Source organism: Arcobacter sp. YIC-80 (assembly GCF_044841725.1).
In the GTDB taxonomy this organism is placed as follows: domain Bacteria; phylum Campylobacterota; class Campylobacteria; order Campylobacterales; family Arcobacteraceae; genus Arcobacter_B.
Genome location: NZ_JBJBSI010000003.1, coordinates 270,804 through 296,213, shown reverse-complemented (window position 1 = coordinate 296,213; position 25,410 = coordinate 270,804). Strand labels below are relative to the sequence as shown.

The following is a 25,410-nucleotide window of genomic DNA, read 5'->3' as shown; positions in this document are numbered from 1 at the left end:
TTCTTTAGAAATAAAGGATATGATATTTAAAAACATAATGTTAAAGTCTTAAAATTTTTCTAGCGAATATTTAAATGAGAGTTTAAATATAAACTAAAAAACGAAACAATTTTAAAAACACAACTTTTTTATTAGATGTAGCAATATATTTAATAAGATAGTAGCCAAGGAATAATTATTCAAAACGGTGAAGTAATGTAAATTACTTTATCAACAAAAATAAGCTATTAAGGGCTAATGGTGGATGCCTAGACTGTAAGAGGCGAAGAAGGACGTACTAGACTGCGATAAGCTACGGGGAACTGTCAAGAAGTTTTGATCCGTAGATTTCCGAATGGGACAACCCAGCATATAGAGATATATGTTACCTTTCGAGGGGCGAACGTGGCGAAGTGAAACATCTCAGTAACCACAGGAAGAGAAATCAAATGAGATTCCGTTAGTAGCGGCGAGCGAACGCGGATTAGGACAAACCCAATGCTTGCATTGGGGGTTGTAGGACCATAACATGAGACTAAAGAAGATAGAAGAAATAGTTGGAAAGCTATAGCATAGAAGGTGATACTCCTGTAATCGAAATTTTCAATAGCTCTAATGGTATCCTGAGTAGGTCGGAACACGTGATATTTTGACTGAATCTAGGGGGACCACCCTCTAATCCTAAATACTACTTACAGATCGATAGTGAACAAGTACCGTGAGGGAAAGGTGAAAAGTACTCCAGTGAGGAGAGTGAAATAGAACCTGAAACCATTAGCTTACAATCATTCGGAGCCCTATGATTTATCAGGGTGACGGACTGCCTTTTGCATAATGAGCCTGCGAGTTGTGGTGTCTGGCAAGGTTAAGTCAAGTACGAAGCCGTAGCGAAAGCGAGTCTTAATAGGGCGAATTAGTCAGATGCTGCAGACCCGAAACGAAGTGATCTATCCATGAGCAGGTTGAAGCTGGTGTAAGAGCCAGTGGAGGACCGAACCGGTGGGCGTTGAAAAGTCCTCGGATGACTTGTGGATAGGGGTGAAAGGCCAATCAAACTTCGTGATAGCTGGTTCTCTCCGAAATATATTTAGGTATAGCCTTGTGTAGTAGCATATAGGGGTAGAGCACTGAATGGGCTAGGGCTGCTTACCGCGGTACCAAACCCTATCAAACTATGAATACTATATGTGTAATCACAGGAGTCAGGCGTAGGGTGATAAAATCCTATGTCGAGAGGGGAACAACCCAGACTAACAGCTAAGGTCCCAAAGTCATATCTAAGTGGAAAACGATGTGGAGTTACTGTGACAACCAGGAGGTTGGCTTAGAAGCAGCCATCCTTTAAAGAAAGCGTAACAGCTCACTGGTCTAGTGATTCTGCGCGGAAAATATAACGGGGCTAAGATATGCACCGAAGCTTTAGACTCAAGTTTACTTGAGTGGTAGGAGAGCGTTCTATTCAGCGTTGAAGGTGTACCGGCAAGGAGCGCTGGAGCGGATAGAAGTGAGCATGCAGGCATGAGTAGCGATAAAAGAGGTGAGAATCCTCTTCGCCGAAAACCCAAGGTTTCCTACGCGATGCTCGTCATCGTAGGGTTAGTCGGGACCTAAGTCGAGTCCGAGAGGGGTAGACGATGGCAAATTGATTAATATTTCAATACCAACAAATAAGCGCGATGTGGGGACGCATAGAGTTAATCGAGCACACTGATGGAATAGTGGGTCGAAGGACGTAGGCTGTAACTTAGGCAAATCCGGGTTACATGAAGCCGAGATCTTATAGGCTCTTGACACTCTTCGGAGGAGATAGAGAATCGATGATACTGTCGTGCCAAGAAAAGCCACTAAGTATATTATTTGTTGCCCGTACCGTAAACCGACACAGGTGGGTGGGATGAGTATTCTAAGGCGCGTGGAAGAACCCTGGTTAAGGAACTCTGCAAACTAGCACCGTATCTTCGGTATAAGGTGTGCCTACTTTGGTATAGAGATTTACTCTCAAAAGCTAAAGAGGTTGCAACAAAGAGTCCCTCCCGACTGTTTACCAAAAACACAGCACTTTGCTAACACGTAAGTGGATGTATAAGGTGTGACGCCTGCCCGGTGCTCGAAGGTTAATTGATGATGTTAGCATTAGCGAAGCATTTGATCGAAGCCCGAGTAAACGGCGGCCGTAACTATAACGGTCCTAAGGTAGCGAAATTCCTTGTCGGTTAAATACCGACCTGCATGAATGGCGTAACGAGATGGGAGCTGTCTCAACCAGGGATCCAGTGAAATTGTAGTGGAGGTGAAAATTCCTCCTACCCGCGGAAAGACGGAAAGACCCCGTGCACCTTTACTACAGCTTGACACTGTAGCTTGGATATTCTTGTGCAGGATAGGTGGGAGGCTTTGATTCATAGACGCCAGTATATGATGAGCCATCCTTGAGATACCACCCTTGAATATTTGAGTTACTAACTGTGTATAATTATCTTATACCAGGACAATGTCTGGTGGGTAGTTTGACTGGGGCGGTCGCCTCCTAAAAAGTAACGGAGGCTTACAAAGGTTAGTTCATGGCGGATGGAAATCGCCAGTTGAGTATAATGGCATAAACTAGCTTGACTGTGAGACATACAAGTCGAACAGAGACGAAAGTCGGTCATAGTGATCCGGTGGTTCTGTGTGGAAGGGCCATCGCTCAAAGGATAAAAGGTACGCCGGGGATAACAGGCTGATCTCCCCCAAGAGCTCACATCGACGGGGAGGTTTGGCACCTCGATGTCGGCTCATCGCATCCTGGGGCTGGAGCAGGTCCCAAGGGTATGGCTGTTCGCCATTTAAAGCGGTACGCGAGCTGGGTTCAGAACGTCGTGAGACAGTTCGGTCCCTATCTTCCGTGGGCGTAGGAAAGTTGAGGAGATTTGTCCCTAGTACGAGAGGACCGGGATGAACGTACCACTAGTGTACCAATTGTTCTGCCAAGGGCATCGTTGGGTAGCTATGTACGGATGTGATAAGAGCTGAAAGCATCTAAGCTCGAAGCCAACTTCAAGATGAACTTTCCCTGAAGATCCCAGCAAGACTAGCTGGTTGATAGGCTAGGTGTGTAAGCGTTGTAAGACGTTTAGCTGACTAGTACTAATAGATCGTTTGGCTTTTTTTAATAAATTTCTTGGTTTACTATCTTATTAAGTATATTTACTTAATAAATGTGTGAATTGTTTCACAAAGCGTTTCCTTGAAAAGATGAACATCTTTTTAAGAAGCTATAAGACTTTAACATTATCTTTACACTCATTACCCTAATGTGAGTATAAAGAGTTTATTTGAACTTTTTATACTCATATTGCTGGTGGTTATAGAGAAGTGGAAATACCCAGCCCCATTCCGAACCTGGAAGTCAAGCACTTCATCGCTGATAATACTGCAGGTTTCACTTGTGGAAACGTAGGCCGCTGCCAGCTCTTGAGTATTGTTTCTCAAAAAGATATTCATCTTTTTAAGGCACAGTTTATTCTAAAAGCTTTTATCTATTTGAACTTCTTTACAGTTCCTTTAGGTAGAAGCTTTTTTTTTAGCCCACTTTCTTTACCTTTCCCTATTATTCTCTTTTTTTATTTTACGTTAAACTTATAATTGTTAATATTTTCTTTTTAAAGGAAATATTATGAAAGAACATTTTTTAATTGTAAAAAAACAAAATGTATTTTTTGAAAAATTAAAAAGAGAAGTATTAGAATATTACGAATCATATAATTTAAAAGTAATAAATGATAATGATGAGGAATTGTTTTTAGAGTCTACTACTTCTTCTTTATATCTTAAAAATGATATTTCATATTTAGGTATATTCACAGATATAAATAAAAAATATATAGATGTAGAATTAGAAAATATACAAAAAAAAGATATTTTTATGAAATATGAAATACAAAAAAATGTTGATATCCCTTCAAAGTATGTAGATGAAACTTACAAGTTATTAAATATGTTTCATAATCAGAATATAAGTTATAGTCAATTTATAGATTATAGAAATGAATTAAAACAAAAAATTCTAAAAGAAAATTCTTAGTATTAAATTTTATATTATCTTATTTATAAAAGGAGTGTAATACAAATATTTATGTATTACTAATCCTTTAAATAAAATTTTAATTAGTTTTTATTTTCAAAAATTTCAATAGAAACTATTTTATCTCCTTGATATATTTGACTTAATGTTTCAAAGCTATCTTGATCTTCATCTTCTATTTCTCCAAAAACAGTATGTGCTCCATCAAGATGTGGACAAGAAACAAAACAAATAAAGAATTGGCTACCTCCTGTATCTTTTCCTGCGTGTGCCATTGATAAGCTTCCTATTTTATGAATCTGTTTTTCTGCTGATGTTTCACATGGAATAGCCCATTCTGGTCCACCTGCACCAGTTCCATCAGGACAACCACCTTGCGCCATGAATCCATCAATTACTCTGTGGAAATTTAAACCATTATAAAAACCTTCATTTGCTAATGTTGCAAAGTTTGCAACTGTATTTGGAGTTTCTTGATTAAATAGTTTTATCCAAATACTACCGTTATCTGTTGTAACTTTCGCATAATTAAATTTTGCCAGTTCTTCTTGTGAATAGTTATATTCTTTTAGTTCTTTTTTTCCAAAACCAAACATTAATATCCTTTTAATTTTTATTTGAAATTATATCTTTTTTTGGTGTAAGATAGTTTAATTTAATTAAATTTTTAGTTACTTCTTTAAATACTGGAACTGCTGACCATGAAGCATAATGATAATACCAATATCTACCTGTAGAGTTGGGATTTAATACTGTTACACCTATTGTATAGGATTTTTCACCATCATTTACAAAACCAAAAAAAGAAGATATATATTTTTTTAAATATCTACCTCTTCTTGCTATTTGTGCTGTACCTGTTTTACCTCCAACAGTTAATCCTTCAATTTTTGCTGATCTACCTGTTCCTTCTTCAACTGTTTTTACTAATAATCTTTCAATTTCTCTTGCAGTTTTTTTTGATATTACTTTTTGAGGTTGATCTTTATAAGGTTTGTATTTATTTCCATCATGGATTAAGTAATCTACAATTTTAGGTGTAATCATATATCCATCATTTTGAAATACTGTGTATGCTTTTATCATTTGCATAAATGTTGAAGTCATTCCTTGTCCATAAGATACAGTAGCTTTAAAAACATTATCTTCGCCTTCTTTATCTCCTGCAGCAAATTGCCAAACTTTTGGCATAACACCTTCTCTTTCATAAGGTAAATCAATTCCTGTTTCTTTAGTTATTCCAAAGCTTTTTAATCCTTCATAAAATTCTGGTCCTGTTAATCTTTGAGCATATTGTAAGGTACCTATATTTGAAGAGAAAATAACAATGTCATCTAATGTTAAATAGTGTTTTTTGAATCTGTGGTCATCTTTTATAGTATATCTACCTAATTTATATTTTCCTTTTGGATATTCACCTTTTTTATTTGGTTTTCCTTTTGTATTATAAGCAAAAAGCAATTCATCTTTTTTTATTTTTCCTTTGTCCATAACTAAAGCAATTGAAATTGGTTTTAATATTGAACCTGGTTCAAATTGATATTCTATAGCATTTACGTTTAATGAAGGAATATCACTTTGTTTTATATTTTCTGGATTAAATCTATTTGAAGATGCTAAACTTAAAACTTTTCCTGTTTTACTCTCTACAACTGAAACAATTATTTCATCTGCATTTAGTTTTTCCTTATATCTATCAATTGTTAATTCTATATTTTTTTGTAATTTAAGTGGAATATTTAATTTTAATGTTGCTCCATCAATTCTTTTTCTAATTATTGAGTTATTATCAAATGAAATATATGATAATACGTCTCTATTTCCTTTTAGTATTCCATCTTTTGATTCATTTAATACTTTATTATAACTTCTTTCAAGTCCTTTGATACCTTTAACTCTTGTTTTGCCTTTTTGACTTTCATATTTTCTTACATAACCAATAACTGGTGTTAATGTATCTTCATAGGAAAAAAGTCTTTTTTCTCCACTTTCAACTATACTTAATCCTCTAAGGACTTTTCCTCCTCTTACTTTTCTTGAAATAAAAACATCAAGTTTTCTAAGTTTAAAAGCTAATTCTTTTAAGTTTTTAGCTGTTCTTGAGTCAATATTATATGATAAAACTAAATATCCAGGTGTTTTATCTTTTTCAAGTTTTGTTTTTAATTTTGAGTAAGGAATATTGCTATAAATTGAAAATAGTTTTAAAAATAGTTCTTTTTTATCTTTTGCTAAATGTCTTGTATCAATAGATGCTTTATATAATTTTTTTGATGAAGCTATTTTAAAGTTATCAGCACTTATTATATCTCCTCTTACGGATAATTCTTTTTTCTCGCTTTGTAATGTTGGTAATCTTCTATAATCAGAGATTGTTTTTGAAACTGATAATAGAAGAATTAATAAAAATAAAAATATAAGCATAAATAAAATTGCAATTTTTTTTGTTTTATTAATTTTTTCGGTATTGTTTGAAGACATATTTATCCATAATATTATATAATAGAGTATGTATTCTAACAAAATAAATATTAAATCACGACAAAAAAAAATCAATAATGTTAATGCCGATTATCCACTATTTATTTTAGTGTCTTTGTTAATTGTTACAAGCATTATTTTTTCATATTCTCTTACAATTTATACAGTTGAGTTTTATGGTTATAATCAGTTTCATTTTTTTATTAGACAGGCTTTTGTGGGGATTATAGGTATATTATTAATGTGGGCTTGTTCTTTAATAAATCCTGATAAATTAATAAATAAAGTTGGTATGACACTTTTTATAATTTTTTTTATTTTAATGGCAATTATGCCAATTTTACCATCTTCAATGGTTAGTGCTTCAGGTGGAGCTAACAGATGGATAAGATTACCAGGTTTTTCTTTATCTCCTGTAGAGTTTTTTAAAATTGGTTTTATATATTTTTTATCTTGGTCATTTCATAGAAAAGTTATTGATCAGCCTAAAAAAATTGGCTTAAAAGATGAAGCTTTATTATTAGCACCATATTTTTTAACTTTTTTTATAGTTGTTTTTATAGTTGCTTTTTTACAAAAAGATTTAGGACAGGTTGTTTTATTAGGAGTTATTTTAGTCGTTTTACTTATTTTTGCTAATAGATCATTTAAGATATTTTTAGTATTAGGTGGTGTTGCTTTAATAGGATTAGTAGGTTTGATTTTAGCTGCACCTCATAGAATAAAGAGAATATATTCATGGTGGGCTATGGTACAAGATGGAATTTTATCAGTTATGCCTGCTTGGGCAGAAGGATATTTAAGGATTGATGAATTACCAGAACCTTACCAAGTATCCCACTCTTTAAATGCAATGCATAATGGTGGCTTTTTTGGACAGGGTATTTCAAATGGAGATATAAAAGTAGGGTTTCTTTCTGAGGTTCATACGGATTTTGTATTAGCAGGTATGACAGAAGAGATTGGTTTACTTGGTTTAGTTATTTTAGTTGGTTTAATATTTACTATTGTTTGGAGAATATTTAAAATAAGCAGAAGAGTTAAAAATCCTATTTACCACTTATTTACTTTAGGGGTTGCATTGATGATTATAATTGCTTTTTTGATTAATTCTTATGGTATTTCAGGAATGATTCCAATTAAAGGTATTGCTGTTCCATTTTTATCTTATGGTGGTTCATCTATGCTTGCTATGTGTTTAGCTTTAGGTTTAGTATTATCTATAAGTAGAGTTGTAGAAAAAGAAGATATAAAAGAAAAAAGGTAAAAGTTTAAATGAGTAATAATATTGTAGTCACAGGTGGTGGTACTGGTGGACATTTAAAAGTAGCTGATGCGTTTATTGAGGAGCTTTATAAGAAAGAATTTAATATTATTTTTATTGGTTCAATAAATGGACAAGATAAATTATGGTTTGAAAATGATAAAAGATTATATAAAAAAATTTTTTTAGATACAAAGGGTGTTGTTAATAAAAAAGGTTTAGGTAAAATTTTATCTTTATTTAATATATTAAGAAAAACAATATATTGTCTAGGATTGTATTATAAATATGATATTTCAAAAGTTATTTCTGTAGGAGGTTTCTCTGCAGCACCTGGAACATTTGCTTCTATTTTTAAACCTTTTACAAAACTTTTTATTCATGAACAGAATTCTAAAATGGGAAAGTTAAATGAAATAACATCAAAATTTGCAAAGCAGGTTTATTCTTCTTTTCATGATTTTTCTACAATTAAAGATTATCCTGTATCTAATGAGTTTTTTGAGAAAGCAAGAATAAGAAGTGAAATAAAAACAATTGCATTTTTTGGTGGTTCTCAAGGTGCAGTAGCTATAAATGATTTTGCATTAAAGCTAACACCTTTTCTTATTAATCTAGGAATAAAAGTTATTCATCAAACAGGAAAGAATGATTTCGAGAGAGTAAAAGAGTTTTACTCTAAAAATGATTTGGATGTTGATGTATTTGATTTTTCTAGAAATATTATAGAAAAAATGAGGGAAGCAGATTTTGCTATAAGTAGAGCAGGTGCTTCAACTTTGTGGGAAATGAGTGCGAACTGTTTACCTGCTTATTTTGTACCATACAAGTATGCAGCAGGGAATCATCAGTATTTTAATGCTAAAGATTTAGTAGAAAAGAATATGGCATTTATTTGTGAGGAAGATGATTTAAAAGAAGATGAGTTTTTAAAACTTATTGATAAAATTGATATTAATGAAATAAGTATTAGGCTTAAAAATTCAATTAAGCCTAATGCTGTAGAAAATATTATAAGTGATATTATACAAAAATAGCTAAAAGTATAATTCCAAATAAAATTCTGTAAATACCAAAAGCAATAAAAGTAAAGTTTTCTAAAAATTTAATAAAAAGTTTTATTGCTAGGTACGCTACTACAAATGAAACTACAAAACCAACAGCTAAATTTATTATATTACCTGCGGCAAAAAGTTCTTCATGATGTTTTAGTAAGTCATATCCTGTTGTAGCACACATAACAGGAAAAGCTAAAAGAAAAGAAAATTCAGCACTTGCTTTTCTATTTAATTTTACAAGCATTGCTCCAATAATAGATGAACCTGCTCTACTTGTACCTGGAATTAAAGCAAAAATTTGTGCCACACCAATCCATATAGCTTGTTTATATGTTACATCTTCTACATCATGTGTATGAGTTTCATTTTCATCATAAAATTTTTCTACTATTAAAAAAATAATACCACCAATTATAAACATCCAAGCAACTATTTCAATTGAAAACATTGCTTTTACTTGATCTGAGAATATAAATCCAATTGTTGCAATTGGTAGAAAAGAAATCAATACTTTTGTCCATAAATTAATATGAGAAAATGTAAACTTTGATGGATAGTTTAGAATTACAGCTAGTATAGCTGCAAACTGTATAATAACTTCAAAAGCTTTATTTACATTTGATTGTTCTAATCCTAAAAACTCACTTGCTACTATTAAATGTCCAGTTGAAGAGATTGGTAAAAACTCTGTTAAACCTTCAATGATACCTAAAGTGATAGTATCTAATATATTCATTATAAACCTTTTTCTTTTGTAAGTTTTAAAAAGAGTTTTAAAGCTCTTTTTTCTTTTATATTTAAGTCATAATCTATTTTATTTAAGTATTCTAAAATATTATTAGTTGATATTCCACTTCTTTTTGAATATTCTTTCAATATATATTGAGGTATTTTTATCTTTTTTTTATCAAAATTTTTTGTTATTTTAGTAAGGAGTTTTTTATTTGAATTAAAACATAATACAGCAAAAACAAAAGGTAAATTATATTTTTCTTTCCAGTGTTGTGCTAAATCAATAAAGTTTTTATCTTTTGTCGTATGATAATATTTTAGTGCTTTATCTCCAATTATTACTTTTCCTTCTAAATCTAAAACTTTTGCTAGAGCATTTGATGTCTCACTTTGATAATCTTTTTTATATTCACCTGGAATTAATAATACAGATAATACATCATTCTTAGCTACTATACCAAGATTTAATTTTTTTTCATTCCTTGATGCAATTGATGAAATGAAAGCAGCATCTACTTTTCTTTTTTTAAATCTTTTATTAATTGCTGAGGGATAAGATTTTTTGTAGTTTATTATAGATTTAATTTGATTAGATTTAATATTTTTTTTTATATATATATTAAATGGTAATAGATTTATGAAATCAATTTTAGCAAATATCATTTGATTTATGTCATCCTATTATTAAATTTAATTTGATATAATACTTAAAAATATGTAAAAAGGGGTTAAAGTGGTTAAAGTAGAATTTCTTGGACCTATTAATAAAGATTCATTAGAACTTGAAATTAATAACTTATCACAATTAAGTGAAATTTTAAAAAGTGATGAAGATGTTTCAACGTGGTTAGAGACATGTGCTGTTGCAATCAATGATACTTTAGTATCTAGTAAAGATGTAGATTTAAAAGATGGAGATAAAATCTCTTTATTACCTCCTGTTTGTGGTGGATGATAATGAATGAAAAGCTAATTTTATGTGATGGCCCTTTAGATGTAAATGAGATAAACTCAAAATGGTATGATGAATTTAAAAATTCAAATTATGGAGCTATTATTACTTTTGTTGGTGTTGTAAGGGATGAAAATAGTATCGATGGCTTATCTTTTGATATATATGAGCCAATTTTAAAATCTTGGTTTGAAGCTTGGCAAAATAAAGCAAAACAAAAAAATGCAATTGTTTTGATGGCTCATTCAAAAGGTGATGTTTTAAATCATGAAAGTTCTTATATAGCAGCTGTTTGTTCACCTAAAAGAAGAGTTGCTTTAGAAATGATTGATGAATTTGTTGAAGATTTTAAAGCTCAAGCTCCAATTTGGAAATATGATATCATAAAAGGAAAAAGAGTTTATGCCGAAGATCGAAGTACGATTATTAATGGAGCAGGGATTTTAAAATAATGAGAGTTGATTTACATAATCATACTATTCTTTGTAATCATGCTCAAGGTACTGTAGAATCATATATTCAAAAAGCAATTAGCTTAGGAATTGACGTTTATGGTTTTACAGACCATGCACCTATGAATTTTGATCCAAAATATAGAATGTCAATAGATTTCAAAGAGTTTTATGAAAGTACTATTTTACATTTTAAAAATAAATATAAAAATCAAATTAATATTCTTTTAGGATATGAAGTTGATTTTATGCAAAATATTCCTATGTTAGATGAAATATTAAATGCAGATGTTGATTATTTGATTGGTTCTATTCATTTTTTAGAATCAAAAAAAAATAACCTAGATGATGAACCATGGGGATTTGATAATCCTGAGTTTATAGGTAACTATAAAAAAAAGAATATTGATGATATATGGATTGATTATTTTGAAGCAGTAAGGTTACTTGCAAAAACTGGTAAATTTGATGTTATTGGGCATTTAGATTTAATAAAAGTTTTTAAGTATTTACCTAATAAAGATATTAAGCAAATTGCAAAAGATGCTTTGAAGCAAATTAAAAAATCTAATATGGTAATTGAAATAAATAGTGCTGGTTTGAGAAAGCCAATTGAACAACCTTATCCTTCAAAAGAACTTTTAGAACTTTCTTATGAGTTAAATATTCCAATAACTTTCTCTTCTGATGCTCATAGTCTTGATCAAATTGGTTTTTCTTATGATAAAGTAACTACTTTAGCAAAACAAATTGGATATAAAAAATGTTCTTACTTTAATAAAAGAGATAGAATAGAAGTTGATTTTTAAATATTGTTTTATTTAAAAGTATAATATTTTATACTATTGTATATTTTTTATACAGTATTTTTATCTTAGTTTTTTTTATTTTTGATACAATATTTGTATTAATTATTTTAAGGAGTTAAAACTATGGGTAAGTTTGTAAACAATACTGAAGAGTTTTTTAAATATTGTGAAGAAAATGAAGTAAAATTTGTAGATTTTAGATTTACAGATATGAAAGGTATGTGGCACCATATCTCTTATATGATGAGTGCAGTTACTGAAGATCAATTAGAATTTGGTATGCCTTTTGATGGTTCATCTGTTGATGCTTGGCAACCAATTAATAAATCAGATATGATTCTAAAACCAGATGTTGAAACTGCTTTCTTAGATCCTTTTACAGCTGATTCTACAATTATTGTATTTTGTGATGTTTATGATATTTATAAAGGTCAAATGTATGAAAAATGTCCAAGATCTATTGCTAAAAAAGCCTTAACTCACTTAAGTGAATCTGGTGTTGGTGATGTTGCTTACTTTGGACCAGAAAATGAATTCTTTATCTTTGATGATGTAAAAATTATTGATTCTGTAAATGAATCTTATTATAAAGTAGATTCAGAAGAAGGTGAATGGTCAGATGCTACAGATTTTGAATTAGGTAATATGGGTCATAGACCAAGAACTAAAGGTGGTTATTTCCCAGTTCAACCAACTGATTCAATGGTTGATTTAAGAGCTGAAATGATGCAAGTATTAGAACAAGTTGGACTAGAAGTTGTTTTAGGACACCATGAAGTAGCACAAGCACAAGGTGAAATTGGTATTGTATTTGGAGATTTAATTGAAGCTGCAGATAACGTACAAAAATATAAATATGTTTGTAAAATGGTTGCACACTTAAATGGTAAATCTTGTACATTTATGCCTAAGCCATTATTTGGTGATAATGGTAATGGTATGCACGTACACCAATCAATTTGGAAAGATGGTAAAAACTTATTCTATAAAGAAGGTGAATACGGAAATCTTTCAGAAATGGCTAGACACTATGTAGGTGGTATCTTTAAGCATGCAAGAGCAGTTGCAGCATTTACTAACCCATCAACTAACTCTTATAAAAGATTAATCCCTGGATTTGAAGCTCCTTCAATTTTAACTTACTCGTCTCAAAATAGATCAGCTTCTTGTAGAGTTCCTTATGGTGCTGGTGAGAAAGCAACAAGAATTGAAATGAGATTCCCAGATTCTACAGCTTGTCCTTATTTAGCATTTGCTGCAATGTTAATGGCAGGTCTTGATGGTATTGCTAATAAAGTTGAACCTATTGGTCCAATGGATGAAGATTTATTTGAAATGCCTTTAGATGAAATTAGAGAAAGAGAAATTCCACAAATGCCTCATACTTTAAGAGGATCATTAGAAGCACTAATTAGAGATAATGATTTCTTAAAACCAGTATTTACTCAAGATATGGTAGATACTTATCAACATTATAAATTTGAAACACAAGTTTGGCCAGATGAGTCTAGACCAACAGCATTTGAGTTTAAATCAACGTATTCTTGTTAATAGTTATATTAAGTTATGATACTTAAAAAGGCAAGTTCATAAGAACTTGCCTTTTTTTATATAAAATTAATAGAGTATTAAAACTCTATTAATTCTTCATCAGGGTTTTCAGGAACTATATTTACTTCTATTTCAGGTAGAGGAGATTTATGTGTATAATATTCAATTTTGCCATTAATTTTTGACTCATATACATTTGCAGGTTTTTCAAATGTTCTTGGAATTTCAGGGTGTATTTTTAAATATTCTTTATAAAAGTAAGCAAAAGCAGGTGTTGGTGTCTTTCCTCCTGTTTCACTTCTTCTCATTGGAGTATTATCATCTTTACCAAACCATATAACAGTTTGAATTGAAGGAGAATATCCACAAAACCATGCATCTACATTATCATTTGTAGTTCCTGATTTACCAGCAAGTTCTATACCTGAAACTTGAGCTCTTCTTCCTGTTCCTTTTTTTATTACATCTTTTAATATTGATGTTATTAAAAATGTTTGCTCAGGAGAGTTTACTTCTCTTGTTTGTGGTTCAAATATAAGTTTTTCACCATTTTTATTAGAAATAGATTCTATAATATAAGGTTTAACAATTGTACCATGATTTGAAAAAGTACTAAAGTATTCACTTAGTTGTAAAGGAGATACTGACATAGAACCAAGTGTAATAGATAAATCACTTGGCATTCCTTTAAAGCCATATTCTTCTAAGGATTTATACATAATATCTATTCCTGTATCTGTTACTAAGTTTACAGTAGATAAATTTCTTGATTGAACAAGAGAGTCTCTAAGATTTATAAAGCCTTTAAATCTTCCTCCATAATTTTTAGGTTGCCATTTCTTTTTATTTCCATTTGCATCTTTATAATCATAAGTTCTAGATATATCTACAAGTTGTGAAGCTGGATTTAATCCTTCATTTAATGCTGTTTGATATAAAAATGGTTTGATGGCTGAACCAGGTTGTCTTCTAGCTTGTACTGCTCTATTAAACATTGATTCATTATAATCAATCCCACCAACTAAAGCTAAGATTTTACCTGTACTACTATCAATTGAAACTAAGGCTCCATTTAATTTTTCTACATAATAATTATTATCTAAATCTTTTTCTTTTTTTCTATATTGCATATCTCTTTGAAGTGCTTGTTCATAGGATTTTTTTAATGCTTCTTTTGCAATTTCTTGTGCATCTAAGTCAATTGTTAATTTTATATCATACCCTCCATAATAAATATCAGGAATATCTTTTTTCAACTTTTTTAACACATAATCAATTACATAAGGTGCTTTATTTCTTGTAAGTGTTTGGTTATACACTTCAGGAATCTCTTTTATAGATCTTTCATATTGTTCTTTATTTATCCAGCCTAATGTATTTAATCTAGTGATTACTTGATTAGCTCTTGCAAAAGAAATTTTTGGGTTTTTTGTAGGGTCATAAAAGCTTGGTGCTCTAGGAAGTCCTACTAAGATACTCATTTCTTTTAAAGATAGTTCATATAAATCTTTTTTAAAATAACCTTTTGCAGCTGTCTTAATACCATAATATCCATGTCCAAAGTAAACATTATTAAGATATCTTTCTAATATTTCTTCTTTTGTCAAAATAGTTTCAAGTCTAACAGAAAGTAAGGCTTCTTTTATTTTTCTTATTAATTTTTTTTCTCTTGATAAAACTAACATTTTAACTAATTGTTGTGTTAAAGTACTAGCTCCTTCAACATAACCACCAGCTTTTATATTTTTAATCATTGCTCTTGAGATAGCATCAAGATTTACTCCATGATGTTCAAAGAATTGAGTATCTTCAATTGCTACTAAACCTTCAATGATCCTTGCAGGAATATTATCATATTTTACATACTCTCTATTTTCATCTTTAAAAATATTAGCAATTAATCTTCCATCTTTGTCATAAAATTGTGTACTTTGCTTAGGATTGTAATTAACTACCTTATCAACATCATGTTTTATCTCATCATATAAAGTATAAAGCCAACCTAATGTTACTAAACCTACTATGACAAAGAATCCAAATATATATTTCATCATATTTATTTCCTAAAATCTTTATTTTTAAAATTTGAATCTATTAATTTTTTTGTATATTTTTCTTGTGGATTTTGTAAAATTTCTTTTGTAAAACCTTCTTCTACAATTTTTCCTTTATTTATAATTAATATTTTTTCACATAAATTTCTAATAGATTCAATATCATGTGTTACAAAAAGTATAAGAATATTAAACTTTTTTACTAACTGATCAACTAACTTTATTATGTTTTCTTTGTTTTTTATATCTAGTGCAGTAGTTGGCTCATCAAGTAGTAAGATTTTAACATCATTACTTAAAGCAATTGCTATAATTATTCTTTGAATTTGACCTCCACTTAATTGATTGGGAAATTTTTCTAAAACTTCATTAGGTAAATCAACTAACTTTAGAAGTTTTTGTTGTTTTTCTTTTGAGCAAAAAAATTGTTTAGATATTTTTGTCATAGGGGATAATGAAGTAAAAGGATTTTGAGGAATAAATCCTATTGTCTTATGATTTAATTCAAAATTAGATTGAATATCTTTTTGAATATCTAAAGAGTTTGGAAGTAAGTTTAATAAACTTTTTAAGGTTAAGGACTTACCACTTCCACTTTCTCCAATTAATGCAGTAGATGTAGTGATACTAAAAGATATATCTACTAAAGTATTATCTTTATGAGTTATTCTTAATTTTTTAATATCAACTTTCAACATAATGTATTAAACTAATGCCTCATCCATTTCTTCTGGAACTTCTAAATTCATAAGTTTTAGAACAGTAGGTGCAATATTATTTAAACTACCACTTTTTACTTCTTTTACATCTTTTGAAACTACAAAACAGAATACATCTCCAACTGTATGATTTGTAAGAGTATTCCCATTTTTATCTCTCATCATTTCACAATTACCATGATCTGATGTTAGAACAAGTTTGTAATCTTTCTGTTTAGCTTTTTCTAAAATAAGACCTAATTCTTTATCCACAGCTTCTACAGCTTTTATTCCAGCTTCATAAACGCCCGTATGTCCAACCATATCACCATTAGCAAAGTTTACAACAATAAAATCTGTTTCTTCATCCATTGCTTTTCTTACTGTTTCACCTACTTGCGGTGCACTCATTTCAGGTTGTAAGTCATAAGTGGCAACATTTGGAGAGGGAATTAAAACTCTAGTTTCATTTTTTAAAGGTTCTTCAATTCCACCATTAAAGAAAAATGTTACATGGGCATATTTCTCCGTTTCGGCTGTATGAAGTTGGTTTAATCCTGCTTTTGAAATAACTTCCGCTAAAGTATTTTTTGGAGCTTCTTTAGGAAATAATACTGGTAATGGTAAATTTTTGTCGTATTGTGTCATTGTTGCAAGGTTTATTTTATTAGCAAATTTTGGAAATGCAGAAAAGTTTTTATCGCCTAAAGCAGCTGATAATTCTCTCATTCTATCACTTCTGAAATTACAGAAAATAATCCCATCATTTTCTCTTAGTCCATTATACCCTTCAAAAGCAGATGGAATTAAAAACTCATCAAATATATCTTCTTTATATGAGTCATTTATATATTCAATAGCAGATTTATTAGTTTTTGGTAAACCTAATGTAATAGCATCATGACCTTTTTGTACTCTTTCCCATCTTTGATCTCTATCCATAGAATAATATCTACCAGCAATAGTTGCAATTTTTATATCTTCATCACAGATATCTAAAATTTGTTGAACATATTTATTTGCACAATCAGGAGCTACATCTCTACCATCTGTAATTATATGAATAAAAACTTTTTTCCCACTGTTTTTAGCAATGTTTGCAATTCCAATAATATGATCAATATGAGAATGTACTCCACCATCACTTAATAACCCTATTAAATGAATATCATTTGATTTTTCTAAAGTATCTTTTAATACACTATTATCTTTTAATGTATTTTCTTCTAACGCTATATTTATTTTTACTAAATCTTGATATAGTGTTCTACCACTTCCTATTGTCATGTGTCCAACTTCTGAGTTACCCATTTGTCCATCTGGTAAACCTACATGCTTACCATAAGTATGAATATGTGAGTAAGGAACATTTTTAAATAGATAATCATACGTAGGAGTATTTGCATTTGTAAAGGCATTAAATTCATTTGAATCATTATGCCCAATACCATCAGTAATTATTAGAATTGTCTTATTTACCATTGTTTAAACCTTTTAAAAACTATAATATAATATAATCGCATGGATTATATCAAAATATAGGAATATGTTTGCTGAAAACATATTTTGTAATATTAATACAAAATGAAGGTTTAAATTGTTTTATTGGTTTTATAGACATCTAGATATTAATATCTTTCAATACATATCAGTAAGAGCTGGTATTAGTTTTTTTATTGCTTTTTTACTAACAATGTATTTGTTACCAAAATTTATTAATTGGGCTAAATCAAAAAAAGCATCTCAACCCATTTATGATTTGGCACCTGATTCTCATAAAGTAAAAGTAGGAACTCCTACTATGGGTGGAATAGTATTTATTTTTGCTACTATAATAGCTACACTTTTAACTGCAAAGTTGAATAACTTCTATATTGTAGGTGGTTTATTAACAATTGGATTATTCTCTTTAATTGGGATTCAAGATGACTATTCAAAAATTTCAAATGATAAAAATGATGCAGGTTTAAGTGCTAGAGGTAAACTTTTACTTCAAATATTCTGTGCCTTACTTGTTGGACTTGTTTTGTATTTTTATGAACATACTACAACTTTATTTACTCCCTTTTATAAATTACCTATTTTTGATATGGGAATGTTTGCATTAGGATTTTGGGTATTAGTTTTAGTTTCTACTTCAAATGCAGTTAATTTGACAGATGGTTTAGATGGTTTAGCTACAGTTCCATCAATTATGGCATTTTTTACATTGTCTGTATTAGTATATGTAACTGGACATGCTATTATTGCAGGCTATTTATTATTACCAAATATACAAATTGCAGGTGAATTAGCTGTGATGGGTGCTGCAATATCTGGTGCATTAATTGCATTTTTATGGTTTAATTCTCATCCAGCACAAGTTTTTATGGGAGATAGTGGTTCCTTACCTATTGGTGCTTTTATGGGATATATGGCAATTGTAGCAAAATCAGAAGTATTGTTACTATTAATTGGTTTCATTTTTGTGCTAGAAACTGTATCTGTAATTTTACAAGTTGGATCATATAAATTAAGACAAAAAAGAGTTTTTTTAATGGCTCCTATTCATCATCATTTTGAAGAAAAAGGATGGAAAGAAAATAAAATAATTGTAAGATTTTGGATCATATCATTTATGACAAATCTTTTTGCATTAATGAGTTTAAAAATTAGGTAATAAATGGATTATAGTAAAAAAATAAGAGTTTTAGGTAAAGGATTAACTGCTAAAGCAGTAAAAGAAAAATTTCCAAAAGCAATATTATATGATGATAATGATTTTCATGAGTATGATAAGCAGAGTAATGAACCTACTGTTGTAAGTCCCGGTATACCTCCTTTTAATGAAATGGTTAAGAATTCTAAAAATATAATAAGCGACTATGATTTATTTTATAATATAATGCCTTTTTCAATTTGGATTAGTGGAACAAATGGTAAAACAACTACAACACAAATGTGTCAACACATTTTAGAAGAAAAGGGAAGTGAATGTGGAGGCAATATAGGAACATCAATATCAAATCTTTCACTTAATAGTTCTATATGGATTTTAGAAACTTCATCTTTTACTTTTCATTATACTAATAAAGCAAAACCAAATTTATATTTATTGTTACCTATATCAGAAGATCATATTTCATGGCATGGTTCTTTTAAAGAGTATGAAAATGCAAAACTTAAACCCTTATCAATGATGAACGAAGGTGAAATAGCTATAGTTCCCGAAGTATATAAATATGTAAAAACAAATGCGACACTAATTACCTATAAAGATAGTGATGACTTATGTGAAAAATTTGATATAGATAAATCAAAAATTAAATTTAAAGAACCTTTTTTGTTAGATGCTTTATTAGCATTATGTGCTAAAAAAATTATATTTGATATTGTGGATTATGAAAATATAAATACATATAAAGTAGATAAACATAAAGTAGAAGAATTTTTTGATAAAGAAAATAGATTATGGATTGACGATAGTAAAGCTACAAATGTTGATGCAACAATAAATGCTTTATCTTCATATAAAGAGAAAATAATACATCTTATATTAGGAGGAGATGATAAAGGAGCTGATTTAAAACCACTTTTTGAATTTATCAAAAATCTTAATATAACAATATATGCAATAGGTTCTAATACAAATAAGTTGGTTTCTTTATCAAAAGAATATAATTTATCAGTAATTAAATGCAATTTTTTAGAAAATGCAGTGAATTCTATCAATTTAAAACATACTACAAAAACTCTTGGAATACTGTCTCCATCGGCTGCTTCATTAGATCAGTTTAGCTCATATAAACAAAGAGGAGAAAAATTTAAAAAATTAGTATTTAATTTAAGGAAAAATTAATATACTAATGTGTATACTTTCACTCCAATTTGAAAGGGTTCGATAGCTCAGTCGGTAGAGCAAAGGATTGAAAATCCTTGTGTCGGCAGTTCGATTCTGCCTCGAACCACCATTCAAATTTTTTGGCGCTGGTGTAGCTCAGTTGGCTAGAGCAGCTGATTTGTAATCAGCAGGTCGGGGGTTCAAGTCCCTTCACCAGCTCCATTTTTAATAATTGTCGTGCGTAAGTCAAAAGACCAGCGCTTGACCAGAACAATAATAATTTTAACATCGGTGAGGTTGGAGAGTGGTCAAATCCTGCGGATTGTAAATCCGCCGCCTACGGCTTCGAAGGTTCGAATCCTTCCCTCACCACCATTAAATGATGCGGGAGTAGCTCAGTTGGCTAGAGCCTCTGCCTTCCAAGCAGATTGTCGCGAGTTCGAGTCTCGTCTCCCGCTCCATTTATTTTATTGTTTACTGGGAGCTGAGTTATAAGCACTTTTTTTATAACTCTATACAAATTTATACTCCCTTTAAAGTTTTTTTTAGTATTTTTTAAATATAATACACGTCGAACAAAATAATAGTAATCCCCTCTGAATAGAGAAGCCAATGGGCTTATCTACTCAGAGGGCTATAACCACAAATTTTAGAAGGGGAATTTTATGGCAAAAGAAAAATTCGAAAGAAGTAAGCCGCACGTAAATATCGGTACTATTGGTCACGTTGACCACGGTAAAACTACATTAACAGCAGCTATCACTATGTGTTTAGGGCTTAAAAATGGTCAAGCTACTATGGATTATGATCAAATTGATAATGCTCCAGAGGAAAGAGAAAGAGGAATTACTATTGCTACTTCTCACGTTGAATATGAAACTGAAACAAGACACTACGCTCACGTAGATTGTCCAGGTCACGCCGATTATGTTAAAAACATGATTACTGGTGCTGCACAAATGGATGGAGCTATCTTAGTTATCGCTTCAACTGATGGACCAATGGCACAAACTAGAGAGCACATCTTATTATCTAAGCAAGTAGGTGTACCTTATATTGTTGTATTCTTAAACAAAGAAGATCAATTAGATGACGAAGATAAAGAAGAGATGTTAGAATTAGTTGAAATGGAAGTAAGAGAATTACTTTCTGAGTACGACTTCCCAGGTGATGATACTCCAATCGTTGCTGGATCTGCATTCCAAGCTTTAGAAGAAGCTAAAGGTGGAAACGCTGGTGAGTGGTCTGAAAAAATTTATCAATTAATGGCTGAAGTTGATGCTTATATTCCAACTCCAGAAAGATCTACTGATAAAGATTACTTAATGCCTGTTGAGGATGTATTCTCAATTTCTGGTAGAGGTACAGTTGTTACTGGTGCTATTAACCAAGGTACAGTTAGATTAGGTGATGAGATTGAAATCGTTGGTCTAAGAGATACTGTTAAAACTACTGTAACTGGTATTGAAATGTTTAGAAAAGAAATGGATTATGCTGAAGCTGGTGATAATGCAGGTATTCTTTTAAGAGGTATCAAAAAAGAAGATGTTCAAAGAGGACAAGTTCTTGTTAAGCCAGGATCAATTACTCCACATACTGAATTCAAAGGTGAGGTTTATATCTTATCTAAAGAAGAAGGTGGAAGACATACTCCATTCTTCTCAGGATACAGACCACAATTCTATGTAAGAACTACTGATGTTACTGGTTCTTGTACGTTACCAGAAGGTACTGAAATGGTTATGCCTGGAGATAACGTTGAAATGACTGTTGCATTAGTTGCTCCTATCGCTCTTGAAAAGGGAACTAAGTTCGCTATTAGAGAAGGTGGTAGAACTGTAGGTGCAGGTGTTGTTTCTGAAATCATCAAGTAAGGGTTGATTCATGGCAAACGGAGTTAGAATTAAAATCGGATTAAAATGTCAAGAGTGTGGTGATATTAACTACACTACGACTAAAAATCCTAAGACTCATACTGAAAAGTTTGAGACTAAGAAATATAGTCCAAGATTAAAAAAACATACTTTACATAAAGAAGTAAAACTTAAGTCGTAAGACTTTATATCAAGGCTTGGTAACAAGCCTTGACTTACAGGTCAGTAGCTCCAATGGTAGAGCGCCGGATTCCAAATCCGATGGTTGGGGGTTCGAATCCCTCCTGGCCTGCCACTAAATTTTTTTAAAAGAAGTCACGACTCCTTTTAAAAGAATTTACAAGCTTATTATTATCATACTTGGAGTCAATTGTGAACAAATTAAAAAACTATTATAAAAATGCTAAAGAAGAAATATCAAAAGTTATTTTTCCTATAAAGGAACAAATTAGATCTGCTTATTTATCAGTATTTATTGTTGTTACTGTTATTTCTCTTTTCTTAGCATTAATTGACACAGTAATGTCTTTAAGCTTATCTTCTGTAATGAACTAAGGAATATAAATGGCACAAAAATGGTATGCAATTCAAACTTACTCAGGAAGTGAATTAGCGGTTAAGAGAGCACTATTACAACTTTCTGAAGAAATGGCAGATGGTAGAATTTCAGAAGTATTAGTTCCAACTGAAGATTTAATTGAGATAAAAAAAGGTAAAAAGTCTATTGTTGAAAGACCTTTATATCCAGCTTATGCTTTTGCAAAGATAGATTTAGATACTGCATTATGGCACAGAATTCAATCAATGCCTAGAGTTGGAAGATTTATTGGTGAATCTAAGAAGCCAACACCATTATCTGATAAAGATATTAATATGATTTTAGAAAAAGTTCAAAATAGAGCTGCAGCTAAACCAAAAGTTTCTTTTGATGAAGGAGAAATGGTAAGAATTAACGAAGGTCCATTTGCTAACTTTAATGGTTTAGTAGAAGACTTTGATATGGCTTCTGGTTTATTAAAACTTAATGTTTCTATTTTTGGAAGAAATACACCAGTTGAAATCTCTTATACACAAGTAGAAAGAGTAGTTTAAAAATATATATTAGGCATTAGGCAATAAAACTTGCTTCTTTTATAGTTTTCTTGCCTAATGCCTAAGTACATTATAAACCAAATAAAAAAAGGAATAGCATGGCTAAAAAAGTTGAAGGTACACTTAAATTACAAATACCTGCTGGTGCAGCAAACCCATCACCACCAGTTGGACCTGCATTAGGTCAAAGAGGTATCAATATCATGGAATTCTGTAAAGCATTCAATGAGAAAACAAAAGATAAAGGTGGATTCAATATTCCTGTTGAAATCACTGTTTATTCAGACAAAAGTTTTACTTTTGTTACTAAACAACCACCAATGACAGATTTAATTAAAAAAATATCTGGAGTTAAAAAAGGTAGTGATAATCCACTAAAAAATAAAGTTGGAAAATTATCTAAAGAACAAATTTTAGAAATTGTAGATATGAAAATCGCTGACTTAAATACAGATGATAAAGAACAAGCTGCAAAAATTGTAGCAGGTTCTGCTAGATCAATGGGTATTGAAACTGAAGCATAAGCTTTAGTTTCTTTAACAGTCTTACCACCAGACTTAAAAAGGCGGTAGCAAAAAATAAAATTGCGGAGAACAAAATGGCAAAAATTTCAAAAAGATATAAATCATTATCAGAAAAAATTGAAGATAAAAACTATTCTTTAGTAGAAGCTTGTGAGTTATTAAAAGAACTTAAATCTGCTAAATTTGATGAATCAGTAGAAGTTGCATTAAACTTAAATGTAGATCCAAGACATGCAGACCAAATGATTAGAGGTGCTGTTGTACTTCCAAATGGTACTGGTAAAACTGTAAGAGTTGCAGTATTTGCTAAAGGTGCTAAAGTTGATGAAGCAAAAGCTGCAGGTGCTGATATCGTTGGTAATGACGATTTAGTTGAATCTGTTCAAGCTGGAAATATTGACTTTGACGTATTAATCGCAACTCCTGATTGTATGGGACTTGTTGGTAAATTAGGAAGAATCTTAGGACCAAAAGGTTTAATGCCTAACCCTAAAACTGGTACTGTAACTATGGATGTTACTAAAGCTGTTAATGATGCTAAAGGTGGACAAGTAGCATATAGAGTTGACAAAAAAGGTAATATGCAAGCAGCAGTTGGTAAGATTTCATTCTCAACTGAAGCAATTAAAGAAAACATTGAAGCTTTCGTTGCAGCTATTAATAAAGCAAAACCTGCATCTGCTAAAGGTAGATATTTTACTAATGCAGCTGTATCATTAACTATGTCACCATCTATTACTGTAGATGCATCTGAGTTAATGGATATTAAATAAGGATATTTTCCTTATTTAATAGCTACAAACATTCAAAAGTGTTGATTAGTAATCAATATTTTTGAGTGTTATTCAAAGCACTGATATAAAACTAAAGACAGCAGGTTAGAAACATTCCTCGTTTCTTGTAAATCCCGCCTAAGTCCATGTTTTGAAGGGAGGAAATATGACTAGACAACAAAAATCAGAAGTAATTGATTTTTTAACTGCAGAATTCAAAGAGTCTCAAGCTATCGTAGTTTGTGATTTTAATGGAATTTCTCATAAAGAGTTAGAAGAATTAAGAAAAGATGCTAAAGAAAATGGTGCTAAAGTTCAAGTTGCTAAAAATACATTAGTTACAGTTGCTGTAAAGAATGCTGAATTAGGTGATATTGAATTAAGTGGTTCAAACATTTTCTTATGGTCTGAAGATCAAATTACTGCTTGTAAAGTAGCTGATAAGTTTGCAACTGCAAACAAAGATAAATTTGCTATTAAATCTGGTATCATTGAAGGTGAAATTGCGGATCTTGCAACTGTTAATGCATTCGCTAAATTACCATCTAGAGATGAACTTCTTGGTATGCTTGCTGCTACTTGGATGGCTCCAGTACAAAACTTTACAATTGGGCTTGATGCTCTTGCAAAGAAAAAAGAAGAAGAGGCTGCTTAATTATAAGCAAACTATAAAAATATAAAATAAAATAAAATAAGGAATTAAGAAATGGCAATTTCTAAAGAAGACGTATTAGAATACATCTCTAGTTTATCTGTATTAGAGTTATCTGAATTAGTAAAAGAATTCGAAGAAAAATTTGGAGTTTCTGCTCAACCTGTAGCTGTAGCTGGTGCTGTAGCTGGTGGAGCTGCTGAAGCTGCTGAAGAACAAACTGAGTTCAACGTTGTATTAAAAGACGCTGGTGCTAAGAAAATTAACGTTATTAAAGTAATTAGAGCGTTAACTGGATTAGGATTAAAAGAAGCAAAAGCTATGGCTGAAGAAGCTGGTGCAGTTGTTAAAGAAGGAATTTCTAAAGACGACGCTGAAGCTGCAAAAGCTGAATTAGAAGGTGCTGGAGCTACTGTAGAATTAGCATAATTCTCCCATCTATCTTTTAAACGTTACACAAGGCGACGGCCTTGTGTAAAAGACTAGCATCTTTGAAGGCTAAGGTTAGAATTTACCTCAAATTTTAACCCTATCCTTTATGGATGCTTTTGTGCTTTATATATAAAGCTTAAAACTAAACCA

The 25,410-nt window shown here is 30.8% G+C and carries 24 protein-coding genes, 5 tRNA genes and 2 rRNA genes; 24 read left to right on the top strand and 7 right to left on the bottom strand.

Annotation, left to right across the window (positions count from 1 at the left end; genetic code table 11):
- Positions 1-217: 217 nt before the first annotated feature.
- The 3 genes from ACH5BK_RS07025 to ACH5BK_RS07015 all read left to right on the top strand — a co-directional run bounded on the left by ACH5BK_RS07025 (position 218) and on the right by ACH5BK_RS07015 (position 4,042).
- A 23S ribosomal RNA gene (locus tag ACH5BK_RS07025) occupies positions 218-3,130 on the top strand.
- Between the two features lie 185 nt (positions 3,131-3,315).
- A 5S ribosomal RNA gene (gene rrf / locus ACH5BK_RS07020) occupies positions 3,316-3,431 on the top strand.
- 203 nt (positions 3,432-3,634) lie between these two features.
- Positions 3,635-4,042, top strand: coding sequence for a hypothetical protein (locus ACH5BK_RS07015; RefSeq protein ID WP_404305828.1), 408 nt, complete (start codon positions 3,635-3,637; stop codon positions 4,040-4,042).
- Between the two features lie 83 nt (positions 4,043-4,125).
- Here ACH5BK_RS07015 and ACH5BK_RS07010 read toward each other — a convergent pair whose 3' ends face one another.
- Together ACH5BK_RS07010 and ACH5BK_RS07005 are read right to left on the bottom strand one after the other, a co-directional pair.
- Positions 4,126-4,638, bottom strand: coding sequence for a peptidylprolyl isomerase (locus ACH5BK_RS07010; RefSeq protein WP_404305826.1), 513 nt, complete (start codon positions 4,636-4,638; stop codon positions 4,126-4,128).
- Positions 4,639-4,648: 10 nt separating this feature from the next.
- Positions 4,649-6,523 (bottom strand): peptidoglycan D,D-transpeptidase FtsI family protein, encoded by a 1,875-nt coding sequence (locus ACH5BK_RS07005; RefSeq protein WP_404305824.1) that lies wholly within the window; start codon positions 6,521-6,523, stop codon positions 4,649-4,651.
- Between the two features lie 28 nt (positions 6,524-6,551).
- Here ACH5BK_RS07005 and ACH5BK_RS07000 point away from each other — a divergent pair, with 28 nt between their 5' ends.
- Together ACH5BK_RS07000 and ACH5BK_RS06995 are read left to right on the top strand one after the other, a co-directional pair.
- On the top strand, positions 6,552-7,790 hold the full coding sequence (locus ACH5BK_RS07000) for an FtsW/RodA/SpoVE family cell cycle protein (protein WP_404305822.1): 1,239 nt from the start codon (positions 6,552-6,554) through the stop codon (positions 7,788-7,790).
- 8 nt (positions 7,791-7,798) lie between these two features.
- Positions 7,799-8,824 (top strand): UDP-N-acetylglucosamine--N-acetylmuramyl-(pentapeptide) pyrophosphoryl-undecaprenol N-acetylglucosamine transferase, encoded by a 1,026-nt coding sequence (locus ACH5BK_RS06995; RefSeq protein ID WP_404305820.1) that lies wholly within the window; start codon positions 7,799-7,801, stop codon positions 8,822-8,824.
- Here the strand turns inward: ACH5BK_RS06995 and ACH5BK_RS06990 are convergent.
- Both ACH5BK_RS06990 and ACH5BK_RS06985 read right to left on the bottom strand, forming a co-directional pair.
- Positions 8,811-9,581: an undecaprenyl-diphosphate phosphatase gene (locus ACH5BK_RS06990; protein ID WP_404305818.1), complete on the bottom strand. Its 771-nt coding sequence runs from the start codon at positions 9,579-9,581 to the stop codon at positions 8,811-8,813. The genes ACH5BK_RS06995 and ACH5BK_RS06990 overlap by 14 nt on opposite strands.
- The gene (locus tag ACH5BK_RS06985) at positions 9,581-10,240 is read right to left on the bottom strand and encodes an MqnA/MqnD/SBP family protein (RefSeq protein ID WP_404305816.1); all 660 of its coding nucleotides are present in this window, start codon (positions 10,238-10,240) and stop codon (positions 9,581-9,583) included. Before ACH5BK_RS06985 ends, ACH5BK_RS06990 begins: the two co-directional genes overlap by 1 nt.
- A gap of 70 nt (positions 10,241-10,310) precedes the next feature.
- On the opposite strand from ACH5BK_RS06985, the gene ACH5BK_RS06980 reads away from it, so the two are divergent.
- The 4 genes from ACH5BK_RS06980 (at position 10,311) to glnA (ending at position 13,341) form a co-directional block, all read left to right on the top strand.
- Positions 10,311-10,532, top strand: a complete 222-nt coding sequence (locus ACH5BK_RS06980) for a MoaD/ThiS family protein (RefSeq protein WP_404305814.1) — start codon at positions 10,311-10,313, stop codon at positions 10,530-10,532.
- A gap of 2 nt (positions 10,533-10,534) precedes the next feature.
- Complete coding sequence (locus tag ACH5BK_RS06975) at positions 10,535-10,981, top strand: molybdenum cofactor biosynthesis protein MoaE (RefSeq protein WP_404305812.1); 447 nt, start codon at positions 10,535-10,537, stop codon at positions 10,979-10,981.
- The gene (locus ACH5BK_RS06970; RefSeq protein WP_404305810.1) at positions 10,981-11,790 is read left to right on the top strand and encodes a histidinol-phosphatase; all 810 of its coding nucleotides are present in this window, start codon (positions 10,981-10,983) and stop codon (positions 11,788-11,790) included. Before ACH5BK_RS06975 ends, ACH5BK_RS06970 begins: the two co-directional genes overlap by 1 nt.
- Before the next feature lie 123 nt (positions 11,791-11,913).
- A complete protein-coding gene (gene glnA / locus ACH5BK_RS06965) occupies positions 11,914-13,341 on the top strand; it encodes a type I glutamate--ammonia ligase (RefSeq protein WP_404305808.1) in 1,428 nt (475 codons plus the stop codon).
- A 77-nt stretch (positions 13,342-13,418) separates the two neighbouring features.
- On the opposite strand, the gene ACH5BK_RS06960 is transcribed toward glnA, so the two are convergent.
- The 3 genes from ACH5BK_RS06960 to gpmI are packed head-to-tail and all read right to left on the bottom strand — an operon-like array spanning position 13,419 to position 17,575.
- On the bottom strand, positions 13,419-15,395 hold the full coding sequence (locus tag ACH5BK_RS06960) for a transglycosylase domain-containing protein (protein WP_404305806.1): 1,977 nt from the start codon (positions 15,393-15,395) through the stop codon (positions 13,419-13,421).
- Positions 15,396-15,397: 2 nt separating this feature from the next.
- Positions 15,398-16,093 (bottom strand): ATP-binding cassette domain-containing protein, encoded by a 696-nt coding sequence (locus ACH5BK_RS06955; protein WP_404305804.1) that lies wholly within the window; start codon positions 16,091-16,093, stop codon positions 15,398-15,400.
- Between the two features lie 6 nt (positions 16,094-16,099).
- Complete coding sequence (gpmI, locus tag ACH5BK_RS06950) at positions 16,100-17,575, bottom strand: 2,3-bisphosphoglycerate-independent phosphoglycerate mutase (RefSeq protein ID WP_404305802.1); 1,476 nt, start codon at positions 17,573-17,575, stop codon at positions 16,100-16,102.
- A gap of 115 nt (positions 17,576-17,690) precedes the next feature.
- Between gpmI and mraY the strand changes: the two genes are divergently transcribed.
- The 15 genes from mraY (at position 17,691) to rplL (ending at position 25,257) form a co-directional block, all read left to right on the top strand.
- Positions 17,691-18,752, top strand: a complete 1,062-nt coding sequence (gene mraY, locus ACH5BK_RS06945; protein ID WP_404305800.1) for a phospho-N-acetylmuramoyl-pentapeptide-transferase — start codon at positions 17,691-17,693, stop codon at positions 18,750-18,752.
- Between the two features lie 3 nt (positions 18,753-18,755).
- Complete coding sequence (gene murD / locus ACH5BK_RS06940; RefSeq protein ID WP_404305798.1) at positions 18,756-19,931, top strand: UDP-N-acetylmuramoyl-L-alanine--D-glutamate ligase; 1,176 nt, start codon at positions 18,756-18,758, stop codon at positions 19,929-19,931.
- 36 nt (positions 19,932-19,967) lie between these two features.
- Positions 19,968-20,043 (top strand) — tRNA-Phe (locus tag ACH5BK_RS06935).
- A gap of 15 nt (positions 20,044-20,058) precedes the next feature.
- Positions 20,059-20,135: transfer RNA gene (locus ACH5BK_RS06930), tRNA-Thr, on the top strand.
- Positions 20,136-20,203: 68 nt separating this feature from the next.
- Positions 20,204-20,288 (top strand) — tRNA-Tyr (locus tag ACH5BK_RS06925).
- Positions 20,289-20,297: 9 nt separating this feature from the next.
- Positions 20,298-20,374, top strand: a tRNA-Gly gene (locus ACH5BK_RS06920).
- A gap of 204 nt (positions 20,375-20,578) precedes the next feature.
- Complete coding sequence (gene tuf / locus ACH5BK_RS06915) at positions 20,579-21,787, top strand: elongation factor Tu (RefSeq protein ID WP_404305797.1); 1,209 nt, start codon at positions 20,579-20,581, stop codon at positions 21,785-21,787.
- A 10-nt stretch (positions 21,788-21,797) separates the two neighbouring features.
- A complete protein-coding gene (rpmG, locus tag ACH5BK_RS06910) occupies positions 21,798-21,968 on the top strand; it encodes a 50S ribosomal protein L33 (protein WP_404305795.1) in 171 nt (56 codons plus the stop codon).
- A 38-nt stretch (positions 21,969-22,006) separates the two neighbouring features.
- Positions 22,007-22,082: transfer RNA gene (locus tag ACH5BK_RS06905), tRNA-Trp, on the top strand.
- Positions 22,083-22,159: 77 nt separating this feature from the next.
- Positions 22,160-22,342 carry a preprotein translocase subunit SecE gene (gene secE, locus ACH5BK_RS06900; RefSeq protein WP_404305793.1) on the top strand — a complete coding sequence of 61 codons (183 nt, stop codon included), beginning with the start codon at positions 22,160-22,162 and terminating at the stop codon, positions 22,340-22,342.
- 9 nt (positions 22,343-22,351) lie between these two features.
- Entirely contained in the window at positions 22,352-22,879 is a 528-nt protein-coding gene (gene nusG / locus ACH5BK_RS06895; protein ID WP_404305791.1) for a transcription termination/antitermination protein NusG, read from the top strand.
- A gap of 98 nt (positions 22,880-22,977) precedes the next feature.
- A complete protein-coding gene (gene rplK, locus ACH5BK_RS06890; RefSeq protein WP_404305789.1) occupies positions 22,978-23,403 on the top strand; it encodes a 50S ribosomal protein L11 in 426 nt (141 codons plus the stop codon).
- A 74-nt stretch (positions 23,404-23,477) separates the two neighbouring features.
- On the top strand, positions 23,478-24,176 hold the full coding sequence (gene rplA, locus ACH5BK_RS06885; protein ID WP_404305787.1) for a 50S ribosomal protein L1: 699 nt from the start codon (positions 23,478-23,480) through the stop codon (positions 24,174-24,176).
- Positions 24,177-24,342: 166 nt separating this feature from the next.
- Positions 24,343-24,831 carry a 50S ribosomal protein L10 gene (gene rplJ, locus ACH5BK_RS06880; RefSeq protein ID WP_404305785.1) on the top strand — a complete coding sequence of 163 codons (489 nt, stop codon included), beginning with the start codon at positions 24,343-24,345 and terminating at the stop codon, positions 24,829-24,831.
- A 51-nt stretch (positions 24,832-24,882) separates the two neighbouring features.
- On the top strand, positions 24,883-25,257 hold the full coding sequence (rplL, locus tag ACH5BK_RS06875; protein WP_404305783.1) for a 50S ribosomal protein L7/L12: 375 nt from the start codon (positions 24,883-24,885) through the stop codon (positions 25,255-25,257).
- Positions 25,258-25,410: the final 153 nt, after the last annotated feature.

Excerpts from the sequence above, each read along its gene's own strand:
- murD (WP_404305798.1), top strand. The coding sequence starts at position 18,756 with ATGGATTATAGTAAAAAAATAAGAGTTTTAGGTAAAGGATTAACTGCT.
- rplJ (WP_404305785.1), top strand. The coding sequence starts at position 24,343 with ATGACTAGACAACAAAAATCAGAAGTAATTGATTTTTTAACTGCAGAA.
- ACH5BK_RS06995 (WP_404305820.1), top strand. The coding sequence starts at position 7,799 with ATGAGTAATAATATTGTAGTCACAGGTGGTGGTACTGGTGGACATTTA.
- ACH5BK_RS07000 (WP_404305822.1), top strand. The coding sequence starts at position 6,552 with ATGTATTCTAACAAAATAAATATTAAATCACGACAAAAAAAAATCAAT.
- rplL (WP_404305783.1), top strand. The coding sequence starts at position 24,883 with ATGGCAATTTCTAAAGAAGACGTATTAGAATACATCTCTAGTTTATCT.
- ACH5BK_RS06975 (WP_404305812.1), top strand. The coding sequence starts at position 10,535 with ATGAATGAAAAGCTAATTTTATGTGATGGCCCTTTAGATGTAAATGAG.
- ACH5BK_RS06990 (WP_404305818.1), bottom strand. The coding sequence starts at position 9,581 with ATGAATATATTAGATACTATCACTTTAGGTATCATTGAAGGTTTAACA.
- rplK (WP_404305789.1), top strand. The coding sequence starts at position 22,978 with ATGGCTAAAAAAGTTGAAGGTACACTTAAATTACAAATACCTGCTGGT.
- ACH5BK_RS07015 (WP_404305828.1), top strand. The coding sequence starts at position 3,635 with ATGAAAGAACATTTTTTAATTGTAAAAAAACAAAATGTATTTTTTGAA.
- ACH5BK_RS06960 (WP_404305806.1), bottom strand. The coding sequence starts at position 15,395 with ATGATGAAATATATATTTGGATTCTTTGTCATAGTAGGTTTAGTAACA.
- glnA (WP_404305808.1), top strand. The coding sequence starts at position 11,914 with ATGGGTAAGTTTGTAAACAATACTGAAGAGTTTTTTAAATATTGTGAA.
- nusG (WP_404305791.1), top strand. The coding sequence starts at position 22,352 with ATGGCACAAAAATGGTATGCAATTCAAACTTACTCAGGAAGTGAATTA.
- ACH5BK_RS06985 (WP_404305816.1), bottom strand. The coding sequence starts at position 10,240 with ATGATATTTGCTAAAATTGATTTCATAAATCTATTACCATTTAATATA.
- ACH5BK_RS06955 (WP_404305804.1), bottom strand. The coding sequence starts at position 16,093 with ATGTTGAAAGTTGATATTAAAAAATTAAGAATAACTCATAAAGATAAT.
- gpmI (WP_404305802.1), bottom strand. The coding sequence starts at position 17,575 with ATGGTAAATAAGACAATTCTAATAATTACTGATGGTATTGGGCATAAT.
- rpmG (WP_404305795.1), top strand. The coding sequence starts at position 21,798 with ATGGCAAACGGAGTTAGAATTAAAATCGGATTAAAATGTCAAGAGTGT.
- rplA (WP_404305787.1), top strand. The coding sequence starts at position 23,478 with ATGGCAAAAATTTCAAAAAGATATAAATCATTATCAGAAAAAATTGAA.
- ACH5BK_RS07005 (WP_404305824.1), bottom strand. The coding sequence starts at position 6,523 with ATGTCTTCAAACAATACCGAAAAAATTAATAAAACAAAAAAAATTGCA.
- tuf (WP_404305797.1), top strand. The coding sequence starts at position 20,579 with ATGGCAAAAGAAAAATTCGAAAGAAGTAAGCCGCACGTAAATATCGGT.
- ACH5BK_RS06970 (WP_404305810.1), top strand. The coding sequence starts at position 10,981 with ATGAGAGTTGATTTACATAATCATACTATTCTTTGTAATCATGCTCAA.
- ACH5BK_RS07010 (WP_404305826.1), bottom strand. The coding sequence starts at position 4,638 with ATGTTTGGTTTTGGAAAAAAAGAACTAAAAGAATATAACTATTCACAA.